Here is an 11,966-nt window from a genome sequence, read left to right as displayed (position 1 = left end):
AGTGTGAAACATGACAGAATGCCGACGAACGGTTAACAGGAAATGAGGTTGCAAAAGATGAAATTCAATGTCCAATTTCTGTCCTTTTATGTGATTCAAGTAGAAGGAAATGAGGGACAAGGCGCGAAATCTTACAAGCATTACCAGACACTGGATGAAGAAGAGTACGAGCACAGCGACATTAAGAAGTTTTTGGACGGAGAGTTCTCACGGACAGCCAAGCGCAAGGTGGAGAAGAATCCGAACTCGGAGCAGGCGCCGACCAAGATCGGACGCTTTCTGGTAGAGCCGGGATATGATCTTGACAGCAATCCTAACTTCAATCAGCTCACGCGGCTGCGCGCGGCAGAGGATGTGGAATCCTTTCACCAATTCGGTGACGATCTGGTCCGAAGCTATCTCGATACGAGCGCCGTTCGAGGAGGAGCGCTTATTCTTTCCCAGGCTGTGCTGCGCACCCATGGCGACGACCCGTTCGTTTTCATCATGAAATGCGATTTTGAGTCCAAAATTGCCCGTATTTCCGATGAGCGCAGTCTGATCAGCGAGGTGGAAATGGCGATCAGCGCACGCAATATGAAGTCGATTCAGTATCCTTATATGCCGGAGGAAGGCATGTTCGATGAATGGGAATTAAAAATCCACCAGTCTTCGCATGCCCGCTACTTTGAGGATTTTCTGAAGTTCGTCACCTACGAGCAGTCGATTCCCGAAATTGTAAATGATCAGGTCATGGAGTATGTGCAGAGTTATGTGGAGACCAAATGGCCGGACGAGGCTCATGAAGAGCGCCAGCAGACCGAGCGTGATCTGGAGCTTTGGGCCGCAAGCGAGAAACGCGACATCCAGCATAAGTGGGAGCCTGAGGAAGTGATCGAGGCGGCATCGCGGATTATCGACATCAAGCCGGAAATCGAACTGAAATTCAAAATCGGCGACACCTATGTCAAAGGGTTTCTGGCGGATTATGGAGACAAGATCCATATTGCTAGTTTCGGCGACCGATATGCGCTTGTGATCGAGGGCTCTTCTTTTACTTTTGACAAAGGATTTTCGCCTGTGGAACTGCTGCAGCCGGAGCCCTTTGCACAGTTGGCGGACAGGCTTCTGGATAAGAAATGGTCGACGGATGAAGAAGGACCCAGCGAGGAATAGGTAATCATCTGTTTAAGCAAATACGAAAGAAGCCCCTGGCTGTTATACCGCTTGGTGGCTTCTTCTGTTTAACGTCTCTATGCTTCGTTTAGCTTGACTTAAAGCTCCAGTTTGGCGATTTCAGCTTTAAGCTTCTCGGCAGACTGCTGGAACAGCGCTTGTTCTTCTTCGCTCAGCGGCATCTTCAGCACCTCGCGAACCCCGGAACGGTCCACAATGCATGGAGCGCCGAGGAATACATCCGAAACACCGTTATAATTGTTCAAGAGTGTCGAAACGTTTAGAACGGCGCCTTCATTGCTGAGTATGGCTTCTACGATCCGGTCCAGAGCGAGCGCAATGGCGTAAGAAGTTGCCCCCTTGGCGTTAATAATTTCATAAGCGGCGTTCTTCGTGTTTTGGTAAATTTCTTCCCGGGTCTCATCGTCAAAGCCGAGCTCGATGCCCCCGCTGATATTGGCAAGGCTCCATACAGGAACCTCGGAGTCGCCGTGTTCACCGATGATGGAACCGTGAATGCTGCGCGGGTCGATCTCTTTGTGCTTTCCGATCAGGTAGCGGAAACGGGCGCTATCCAGCACGGTCCCGGACCCGATAACGCGTCTGCGGTCAAAGCCGCTGATTTCCAGCGTGGCATATGCGAGAATATCAACCGGATTGGTTGCAATCAGCAAAATGGCGTGTGAATTATATTTCGTTATTTTTTGGATAATATCCCGGAATATCGAAATGTTCTTACGAAGCAGATCAATTCGTGTCTCGCCCGGCTTCTGTGAAGCCCCTGCGGTCACGATAATAATATCCGCATCCCGGCAGTCTTCGTAGGTTCCGGCCCACAATTTTACACCGCCTGCAAAAGGCATGCCGTGGTTCATATCGAGCGCTTCGCCAAGCGCCTTTTGATGATTAACGTCAATGAGTACAAGTTCAGGCATGCGGCGGCGCAGCAGCAGGGTATAAGCGGTCGTTGTACCCACTGCTCCGGTACCGATAACGACGACTCGATTAGGCTTGAAAGGGGCCATAGTTCCATCTCCTTCGAATGGTGTGAATTTTTTGTGTACAATCTTATTCATCATAGCTTCAATCGTTAGTCTTTTCAAGAACCTTCTTTTTAATCCATTACCCAATAATAACCGGAATCGACAACGAAAGTTGGGGAAGGAGTGCGTTTTTTGTTTATAATCCGGCCGCTTTAGGGCATTGAAGCACATTTGCTGTTGGTGTTACCGGAAGCGTATAATCAGACGAGGATACTTTTATCATCGCCGAAAGGAGAGAGAACATTGCCTTTTCCGGCTGTACGCCTGAAACATTATAGAAATTTATTCATCATTCTGCTGGCTGCACTGACAGTGGCATCCTGTTCGTCTCCCCCGCCGGAAACTACGCTGCAGCCGAAGCCGACGGAGACGCCTGAGGAGGGTCAGACGATTACCCTGATCACACCCGATGCGGGCAACATCTATTCTGCAAAAAAGTCGAAATACCAAATCCAGACACGGCTTACCGACTTTCAGCTGCTCAGCGAGTCGGAGGGATTAGCCTGGGGCGTAACTAAAAATGCATTACGGTTGTACTTAACACGGGACAGCGGAAAGACATGGACCAATATTTCTCCCGCTTCCACCGTCCAGTTTTCGTCCAATCCCGTCTACGGGCAGGACATCTTTTTTACGGACCCCGGGAACGGCTGGATTATACGGCAGGCATTCGGAACGATGGAATCTACTGTGCTGCGGACTAAGGATGGGGGGAAGAGCTGGAAAATTTCTTCTCTCAATCAAGGCGGCAGGATTTCATCCGTTTATTTTGATTCCCCCTTTAAGGGTTGGCTTTTGGCTACCTGGGATTCTGAGGGGAGCGGGGAGAGCAAGGCGCTGTATATGACGGAAGACGGAGGAGCAACCTGGAAGACCGTTATGCAAAATGATCAATATTCTCCGAAATCCCTCCATCCGGCGATCCCGGTAGTTGGCGTTACCGGTGGTATGGTATTTCGGGATCCTGAGCATGGTCTGGTCACACTTAATAAATCCAAGACCCCAAAGCTGTATCACACCATTGACGGCGGAGCCAGCTGGCGGGAAGATAGTGCCTTTGCGTCAGCCACCTTTTTTAAGAATTACGATACCATTAAGCTGGGACAACCCGAATTTTTCGGTACGGATAGTGGGTGGATACCGGTGGCCGGCAGAATGAAGGGCGTTGAAGGGACGTTCTATGACGGCTTATTCACAACGGATGGAGGGGAAAAATGGATGTATTATCCGCTTCATCTCGGCGTCCGGACTGGAAAGAATGAGGATGTGCCTCCAACCTTTCTGGATGCGGGCCTTGGCTGGCTGCTGAATGGGAATCTTCTATACCACACGACAAATCAAGGAAAGAACTGGAAATCGCTGCCGCCCAGCGATGTGCTTCAGTCCAAGCTTGCCGAGTATCCGGAGATCGTCAAGCTCCAATTTATCTCGAAAGAGGTCGGTTGGCTGCTGATTGAAAAAAGCGAAAACAAGCGGTCAATTCTATTGCAAACGACGAATGGCGGCGTCAATTGGCGCGTTCAGTAAAGAAAGCGTGCGTTCCTAATCTGGAAAGATAGGAAGTCGCGCGCTTTTTATATATCTAAAATAAACAATGCAAAAATTATTTAAAATTTTCTTTTAAATTGTGAAAAAAATCACATTATCATCAAATTCCCTGTGATATATTTAACACATGGAAAGCAAGTTCATTTTTTCACAAACTAGACGATCGACAGGAGAGATTATAATGAAAACATTTGAAACGGATTTTGTAACCAAAAACCTTCTGCAACTGTGCTACACCTGTGACGATGCCCACCAATGCCAGACTGAAGAGCAATGCAAAGCCTGCTGGGCTGAGAATGGAATGATTCCGGAGCAAGAAGATGAAACAAAACACTTCTTGGACCTGGTGCATGCTTAATCTAATCATTGGACCCAAGGTTTAAGACCGCAAGTTTTCCTGGAATCCGGGAGAGCGTTGCGGTCTTTTTAGTTGTATTAGAATCCTCGCTGTAAGCGTATATGTCTTAGGCAGTAAGTATGCCGCAAAAGTAAAGGCATATAATGTAGGGAAGCCCGGGTTTGCCGGTTGACTTGAGGGCGGAATACGGGAGGCGAGGGGGAATCGCTATGAATTTGGGGCCGGACCCATCCTGGATGTTTGATTTTTCCGGAACGGTATTGCCGATCTTTGTCGTCGTGATGGTAGGCATAATCGCCCTGTCAGCCGGGAGAGGACTGTTTGGGTGGTTCAGGAACAACCGTCTGCCTGTCCTTACCGTCCCTGCCCGCATAGTGGCCAAGCGCAGCGAGATCAGGCAGAAGCCTCCGGATGATGGTAACATCGCCCGTACGACGATGATTTACTATCTGACTTTTGAATTTGAAGACGGGGATAGGGTGGAGTTCAATGTGAACGGGAGCGAATACGGCGTCAGCGCCGAACGGGACCGGGGGCGTCTAACCTTTCAAGGCACCCGGTATCATGGTTTCAAGCGGGAGCCCCATTATTCCTTTATGGAAGAACGTTAGTTCAAACGTTTTTTCAAGCAGAACAACTTTAATCATATCCTCTGTTTCCGTAATGCGGATTCAGGGGATATATTACATTTATAGACATGAATGATGAACGGAGTGGACAATTATGAATTTTGAAAATTTGACCGTTATCGTAACCGGAGCAGGCCGGGGAATCGGCAAAGAGGTCGCTAGGGCGTATGCCGCAGATGGAGCGAAGGTAGTCATTGCAGAGGTTAACAAAGAGCAGGGTGAAAGGACTGCGGAGGATATCCGTCGGGAAGGGGGAAAGGCTCTCTTCGTCCCCTGCGACGTAAGCCGTGAGGAGGACATTATTGGGCTGGTCGATCAGACTGTACAAGCCTTTGGAACCGTCGATATTTTGATTAATAATGCGGGTATTGCTAACGCGCATGCTGCTAAATTTTACGAGCTGTCCGCCATGGAATGGGATAATGTGATGAATACGAATGCCCGCGGCTGCTTTCTGATGACGCGCGAAGCGGCCAAAGTTATGCGGAACAATCCGAATGGAGGTGCGGTCGTAAATATATCCTCTACCCGCGCCCTGATGTCGGAACCCGATACCGAAGCCTATGCAGCTTTCAAAGGGGCCATTTCATCACTGACCCATGCGATGGCAGTAACACTCGGCAAGGATGGCATCACGGTCAACAGCATCCTGCCGGGATGGATCGAGACGGGGGATTACAGCGGGCTAAGGGAGATCGATCATTCCCAGCATCCTGCGGGTCGTGTGGGAATTCCCGGGGATATCGCCAAGGCCTGCCTGTATCTGACTTCCCCGGCCAACCGATTCGTTACCGGAGCGCAGCTCGTCGTTGACGGAGGTATGACCCGGAAGATGATTTACGAACCTTGAGAATACGGCCGGAACGCAGTTCTTCCAAAAAAGTGGCAGGTAAAAGTCACCACTTGGGCGTTCGCACATACAATACATCGTGCAATAAAGAACGACTGCCTCTTACCCGGCAATTTGAAGGAGGAAAGCGCGTGGCCGTCATTAAGACGAATTCGGAAGGCGAAAAGGTTTTGGCCCGGCTGATGCGGGCGGAAGCGGAGGAAGACGGAGATCTCGGCATGCTTATGGTGGGGAATGTCGGAGTCAACCGGATACTGGGCAACTGTCTGGACTTCAGAAATATCCGCTCTGTCAACGACATGGTATTTCAGAGTCCGGGCGGGTTTGAAGCAACGACCAAAGGTTATTTCTATCAGCGTGCAAGAGAAAGGGATATCCGCCTCGCCAGACGCGTCATCGGCGGTGAGAGAACTCATCCCGCCTCCAACGCCCTCTGGTTCTTCCGTCCCGCCGGGAACTGCCCAGGCGCCTGGTATAACCAGCAGAATACCGGCCGTTTCAAAGCTCATTGTTTTTTTCGGCCCTCCCAAGGGGATTGTCCAGCCGTTTACTAAAAGATTTTTCTATTATAAGGAGGTTCTGATTCATGATTATGCAGCCCTATCGTCCCGTTACTTATTCGTACGGAAGCATGTCATCTGGAATGCCGGTAAACGGAAGCATGTCTTCCGGAGTGCCGGCAACCGGAAGCGTCCCCCCGCAGGTAGCAAGCGGAGGTGCGATGACGCCCACAGGTGCTGTTGTCTCGGGGGCGCTGCCCGCTTTCGAGCAGTCCTACATCGAAAATATCCTGCGGCTTAACCTGGGCAAGGTCGGCACGTTCTATATGACCTACGAGAATAACAGCGAATGGAACGCCAAAGTCTTCAAAGGCGTGCTGGAGGCTGCGGGGCGGGACCACATCATTATCAGTGATCCGACTACCGGCCAACGCACTATCCTGCTGATGGTCAATCTGGATTATGCAACCTTTGACCAGCCCCTTGTTTATCAGTACCCGGGCGTCATCGGCGCTCCTCCGGTTACCCGTTAATTGAGCCAATACAAATCCGGTCCCGGCCTAACAGCGCGGGACTTTTTCTTTTCCGAGAGAAACTTTCAGGCCAACCGGACTGTGCATAAATTCGCCTGTTTGCGAAAGGAACACGCATGCTTGCGGGAATGCCGGATATATTTATATAATAATGAATATCTTTATACCCGGAATATGCAAGGAGCTGAGTCTATTGGGAAATATGTAGCGAAAGGAATGGCTGCCAAGTTGGACGTCAATATTTGGATAAAACGAAGGAGGTGGGCCTACCCGCCGGCCTGACAAAAACGACGGGTAGGAGTAAAATTTGAGCGACCCTTTACCCGGTTTATTGAGAGTTGGTCTGATTATTCTTTTGGTGCTGTTAAACGGATTTTTTGTCTCTGTGGAGTATGCGATGGTAAAAGCGCGCGGAGGGCGGGTCGATTCCCTGGCTGAGGAAGGCAGCAAAAGAGCGCTGTCGGCGCAGGGGGTTATCCGCAATATGGACGCATACCTCTCGGCCTGTCAGCTCGGAATCACGCTGGCTTCGCTGGCTCTGGGCTGGCTCGGAGAGCCTGTCATCGCGGCGCTGCTGTCACCGCTTTTGTCCGGATTCGGACTGGGCAGTGCGGCGGTTCATGTATGTTCTGTTATCCTTGCCTTTTTATTAATAACCGTTCTTCATATTGTGCTCGGTGAAATGGCTCCGAAGACCATCGCGGTGAACAAGGCCGAAATGGTGCTGCTGATGACCGCAAGCCTGATCGGCGCCTTTTACAAGCTGATGTATCCCTTTATTTGGGTGGTGAACGGACTTGCGCAGGGAATATTGCGAATGTTCAAGCTCTCGCCTGTTTCCGAGATGGGAACTGCGCATACAGAGGAAGAGATCCGGATTATAATGCAGGAAAGCAACAAGAGCGGACTGATCGATAATACCGAAATGACCCTGGTGGACAATATTTTCGGATTTGCGGACACCACGGCCAGGGAAATCATGATTCCACGGACGGAAATGATCTGTCTTAACATTCATTCATCCGTCCAGGAAAATTTACAAATCGCTTTTGAAGGCATGCGGACGCGTTATCCGGTATGCGAAGGCGATAAGGACCACATAATCGGATTTATTCATATGAAGGATCTGATCAGGGAAAATGCGTTGAACCTTAACGAATTGATTCGTCCGGTTCTGACGGTGCCCGAGTCGATTCAAATCAGCGCCCTGCTGAAAACGATGCAAAAAGCAAAGACGCAAATCGCGATTCTGATTGATGAATACGGAGGAACTTCAGGACTGGTCACCCTCGAGGACATTATGGAAGAGATCGTCGGAGAAATCCAGGACGAATTCGACCAGGAGCGCCCGGAAATTGAGAAGATCGGCGAGGAGGAGTACTCTCTCGACGGCCTGCTGCTTATTGAAGAGGTGAACAGCCGATTTGATATGCAGCTGGAAACGGAAGATTACGACACGATTGGCGGCTGGTTGTATTCCAGACTGGAAGCCAATCCCCCGCATAAAGGGCAATTCGTAGAGTACGGAAGCCATCTGTTCATCGTCGAGGAGACGGATAACAAGCGCATCTCCCGCATTAAGCTTTTGAAAATGGAGCCGCTGGCGGAAGAAGCGGGAGCCTGAAAGCAAGATTAAATAGTCACTGGCATCGCATGAAGGGTACCTCTCTGGAGCGGTTAGCTTTAGGGGTACCCTTCTTTTAAGCTATTAATCATTTCATTATTCGGGTCCATCAGGACAGAAAGGATATTCCACCTTGAGCAAATCAAAGAAAAACGGGACAAGCTCCTCATCCAAGATCAAGCAAGAAAGGCGCCAGGCCGAACTGGAGCGGCAGAAGAGAAAGACACGCATTCTATTAATCGGAACGGTCCTGCTCGCGGTCGTTATTTTTGCCGCGCTGTTTGTATTGGCTTCCCAAAATACGGGCAATCCGGGAGGCTCCAGCAGTCCGGCAGCGTTTAATTACGATGAACTTCCCAGACTTGGCAAGGCGGATGCGCCGGTCAAGCTGGTAGAGTTCGGTGATTTCAAATGTCCGGCTTGCGCGAAGTTCTCCGGAATCATTAAGCCGCAGCTTGTGCAGGATTATATCGAGACAGGAAAGGCGGCGCTTTATTTTGTCAATATGTCCTTTATTGGGCCTGATTCCAAGACAGCTTCCCTTGCCGCGCTGTCTGTCTATCATCAGAATAGCGAAGCGTTCTGGACCTATTACGATGCCCTCTATACGAACCAGGGAGATGAGGCGACCGAGTGGGCGACCGAGGATTTCCTGGTAGAGCTTGCGCAAAATGAGAAGCTTCCCATCGATTACGATCTTCTGCGTAAAGATATTCAAAACCGCACGTATTCAGATGAGTTGGCAAGGGATAATGCGGTTGCAAAAACCAATCATGTGAGAAGCACACCATCGCTGTTTATTAACGGGATCAAGGCGAGTGATCCTCTCAACATCTCGGCGATTGCGGCAGAAATTGAGTCAGCGGCAAAGGCGGCTGAAGCGGAATGAGCGCATTTTCCACCTTCTTAAGGCGGCATTGTCTCTATCTGGCCTGGTTTGTATCTTTGATCGCCGTAGCAGGCAGCCTTTACCTGAGCGAAGTGTTAAAATACGAGCCCTGCAAGCTGTGCTGGTTCCAGCGGATTTTTATGTACCCTCAAGTATTTCTTCTGGGCATAGCAACCTACCGAAATGACAAGCGGATCATACCGTATGTGCTGCCGCTTTGCGCGATAGGTGGAAGCATATCACTGTATCATTACGCGGAGCAGAAAATTCCGGCGCTGGGCAAAGTGGTTCCTTGTACCATCGGTGTCCCTTGTACGAAGGATTATCTCAATTTTTTTGGTTTTATTACTATTCCGCTGCTGGCGCTAACGGCTTTTGTACTCATATTTGTATTGCTGTGGAACGGCAGAGAGGGCAAAGAGGAGAATTCGGAAGAAATAGGGGACGGATTCACTCAATAGAGTAGAAGTTTTTTCGTGTAATTGGCATAAAAACCCGCGCTGAAGGGATAATACAAGAGAATAAACGACATGAACATCTCATGATTGAAATTTGCGTGAATTAGTCGATTTTTCATTCCTTTTTCATTATTTTCACTGTTTACGGCTCTCGCTTTATGGACTAATATTAGACCTTGTGAGAAGTTGAATATGCGCTGAATTTTCCAGTTAGGAAAAACGGGGGAACCAACCTGACCGCTATGGTCGACGGGGTGAATCGGTGCCGGTTAAGTCAATCCGGTCCCGTAGGGCTTCCACAGTCCGAATCCGCCAGCTAACCTCGTAAGCTACAGTGGGATAATGATCATGCATAAGCATGCGGTCATTTCCGCATGCTTATTTTTGTGCCCTTATTTTTGAAAATCCACGACTGAAAACGGCGCGCGGTACTACCGTTTCAACTCACCAAAGAGAGGAAATGTATCTACATGGTAAGCAGAGTAAAACGACTGTTAATCGGTCGTCCCAGAAAATCAACCGAACTCGACCAGGAAAAGCTATCCAAGCTGAAGGCACTTGCCGTTCTATCGTCAGATGCCCTTTCGTCCGTCGCTTACGGAACGGAACAGATTTTGATCGTGCTGATAGCTGCCGGTTTTACGGCTATCTGGTACTCTTTGCCGATTGCACTCGCAGTACTGGGATTGCTGGCGATTCTGATTTTATCTTACCGGCAGACGATATTTTCTTATCCTCATGGCGGAGGAGCTTATATTGTAGCTAAGGAAAATCTCGGCGTTTCCACAGGACTGCTGGCCGGCGGTTCCCTGCTTGTGGATTACATTCTAACGGTTGCCGTAAGCGCCTCGGCGGGAACGGATGCGATCACCTCGGCATTCCCGAGCCTTCACGATCATTCAGTGGCAATTGCGGTTACGGTGATTATCATACTGACCATAATTAACCTCCGCGGCGTTACCGAATCGGCATCCTTCATTGCTATCCCGGTATACTTGTTCGTCTTGTCCATTGTGGTTCTAATTGTTTCAGGACTGGTCAAATACGTGACCGGCGGCGGTCACGCCGCAGTTCCCGAAATCGGCTCCGCCGTATCCAATGTCAGTCTGTTCCTGCTTCTTAAAGCTTTCAGCTCCGGCTGTTCGGCCCTGACCGGGGTCGAGGCTGTATCGAATGCGATCCCGAACTTCAAGGCTCCCGCCGAGAAGAACGCCGCCAAGACACTGATGATGATGGGGCTCATTCTGGGATTCATGTTTACCGGTATTACGCTGCTGGCATACTGGTTTGGAATTACCCCGAGTCCAACAGCAACGGTCGTTTCCCAAATAGCCGAATCGACCTTCGGACGGGGGGTCCTCTATTACGGCATTCAAGCGATAACGGCGGTAATCCTGTTCCTGGCCGCCAATACGGCCTACTCGGCCTTCCCGCTGCTGTCGTTCATGCTGGCGAAAGATAAATATTTACCGCATGCCTTTATGGTTCGCGGCGACCGTCTCGGCTTCTCCAACGGTATCATTTTTCTCGGGGTGGCTTCGTCGTTGCTTGTGGCTGCATTTCACGGTGAAACCGGAAATCTAATTCCGCTTTATGCCGTCGGCGTATTTATTCCGTTCACTCTGTCCCAGCTCGGTATGATGGTGCGCTGGTTCAGGCTGAAGCCGCCCGGCTGGCGGACCAAATTTGCCGTAAATACCGTTGGCATGCTGACAACTCTTACCATTACGCTCATCTTTATCATTACTAAATTCTCGAACGTATGGGTGGCCTTTATTTTCCTTCCGATCGTGATGCTCATCTTTCTCCGCATTCACCGTCATTTTAAGAACACGGCCGATGAGCTTCGGATTCAGCTGGATAAGGATAAGCCGGTGATCAAGGGAAGTACGATCGTTATTCCGGTATCCGCTGTAACCCGGGCGGTACTTAATTCAATCAGCTATGCGAAATCACTGACCGACAATGTGGTTGCCGTATACATCGGCTTTGACGAGGAAGAGATTCGCAAGATGGAACAGAAATGGGAGGAATGGGACCCCGGAGTGCGTCTTATCGTGCTTCGTTCACGGTATCGCAGTGTCCTGCGCCCGCTGGTCAAATTTATCGATACTGTGGAATGGAAGACCGCTTCGACGGACCATATAACCATTCTGATCCCGCAATTTATCACCAAGCACTGGTGGCAGGCCATCCTGCATAATCAGACGAGTGTCTTTATCCGAACTTACCTGATGAATAATAAGGATATCGTCGTTGCGACGGTGCCGTATCATCTTAACAAATAACTCCGGCGGATTGTCCGGGTAACGCAAAGCTGCTGTTGGAGAATTTCTCCGATGGCAGCTTTTTTCGTATACGTATCCCCAAAGGCTAAAT

General features: G+C 49.8%; 12 protein-coding genes and 1 riboswitch. Of the genes, 11 read left to right on the top strand and 1 reads right to left on the bottom strand.

Annotated features, from left to right (window positions below; translation table 11 throughout):
• Positions 1-57: 57 nt before the first annotated feature.
• Positions 58-1,155 (top strand): DUF3900 domain-containing protein, encoded by a 1,098-nt coding sequence (locus KP014_RS18595; RefSeq protein WP_036589080.1) that lies wholly within the window; start codon positions 58-60, stop codon positions 1,153-1,155.
• A 98-nt stretch (positions 1,156-1,253) separates the two neighbouring features.
• On the opposite strand, the gene KP014_RS18590 is transcribed toward KP014_RS18595, so the two are convergent.
• Positions 1,254-2,180: an L-lactate dehydrogenase gene (locus KP014_RS18590; protein ID WP_036589082.1), complete on the bottom strand. Its 927-nt coding sequence runs from the start codon at positions 2,178-2,180 to the stop codon at positions 1,254-1,256.
• Between the two features lie 261 nt (positions 2,181-2,441).
• On the opposite strand from KP014_RS18590, the gene KP014_RS18585 reads away from it, so the two are divergent.
• From KP014_RS18585 to KP014_RS18540, 10 genes are all read left to right on the top strand, one after another.
• Positions 2,442-3,725, top strand: coding sequence for a VPS10 domain-containing protein (locus KP014_RS18585; protein ID WP_036589084.1), 1,284 nt, complete (start codon positions 2,442-2,444; stop codon positions 3,723-3,725).
• A gap of 202 nt (positions 3,726-3,927) precedes the next feature.
• Positions 3,928-4,104 carry a hypothetical protein gene (locus tag KP014_RS18580; protein WP_175491732.1) on the top strand — a complete coding sequence of 59 codons (177 nt, stop codon included), beginning with the start codon at positions 3,928-3,930 and terminating at the stop codon, positions 4,102-4,104.
• 215 nt (positions 4,105-4,319) lie between these two features.
• The gene (locus KP014_RS18575; RefSeq protein ID WP_036589103.1) at positions 4,320-4,715 is read left to right on the top strand and encodes a DUF2500 domain-containing protein; all 396 of its coding nucleotides are present in this window, start codon (positions 4,320-4,322) and stop codon (positions 4,713-4,715) included.
• A 112-nt stretch (positions 4,716-4,827) separates the two neighbouring features.
• The gene (locus KP014_RS18570) at positions 4,828-5,583 is read left to right on the top strand and encodes an SDR family NAD(P)-dependent oxidoreductase (protein ID WP_036589086.1); all 756 of its coding nucleotides are present in this window, start codon (positions 4,828-4,830) and stop codon (positions 5,581-5,583) included.
• Between the two features lie 131 nt (positions 5,584-5,714).
• A complete protein-coding gene (locus KP014_RS18565) occupies positions 5,715-6,137 on the top strand; it encodes a cell wall hydrolase (protein ID WP_036589088.1) in 423 nt (140 codons plus the stop codon).
• Positions 6,138-6,169: 32 nt separating this feature from the next.
• Positions 6,170-6,616 (top strand): spore coat protein GerQ, encoded by a 447-nt coding sequence (gene gerQ / locus KP014_RS18560; RefSeq protein ID WP_036589090.1) that lies wholly within the window; start codon positions 6,170-6,172, stop codon positions 6,614-6,616.
• Positions 6,617-6,923: 307 nt separating this feature from the next.
• Entirely contained in the window at positions 6,924-8,240 is a 1,317-nt protein-coding gene (locus KP014_RS18555; RefSeq protein WP_036589092.1) for a hemolysin family protein, read from the top strand.
• A 133-nt stretch (positions 8,241-8,373) separates the two neighbouring features.
• The gene (locus tag KP014_RS18550) at positions 8,374-9,129 is read left to right on the top strand and encodes a DsbA family protein (protein ID WP_036589095.1); all 756 of its coding nucleotides are present in this window, start codon (positions 8,374-8,376) and stop codon (positions 9,127-9,129) included.
• A complete protein-coding gene (locus KP014_RS18545; RefSeq protein ID WP_036589097.1) occupies positions 9,126-9,590 on the top strand; it encodes a disulfide oxidoreductase in 465 nt (154 codons plus the stop codon). Before KP014_RS18550 ends, KP014_RS18545 begins: the two co-directional genes overlap by 4 nt.
• Before the next feature lie 182 nt (positions 9,591-9,772).
• Positions 9,773-9,933: riboswitch (cyclic di-AMP (ydaO/yuaA leader) on the top strand.
• Between the two features lie 124 nt (positions 9,934-10,057).
• Positions 10,058-11,875 (top strand): APC family permease, encoded by a 1,818-nt coding sequence (locus tag KP014_RS18540; protein ID WP_090833708.1) that lies wholly within the window; start codon positions 10,058-10,060, stop codon positions 11,873-11,875.
• The last annotated feature ends 91 nt before the right edge of the window (positions 11,876-11,966 follow it).

The sequence above is a fragment of the Paenibacillus sophorae genome (assembly GCF_018966525.1).
In the GTDB taxonomy this organism is placed as follows: domain Bacteria; phylum Bacillota; class Bacilli; order Paenibacillales; family Paenibacillaceae; genus Paenibacillus_AQ; species Paenibacillus_AQ sophorae.
The sequence above is the reverse complement of the archived record's forward strand: the minus strand, read 5'-3'. Positions and strand labels throughout refer to the sequence as shown.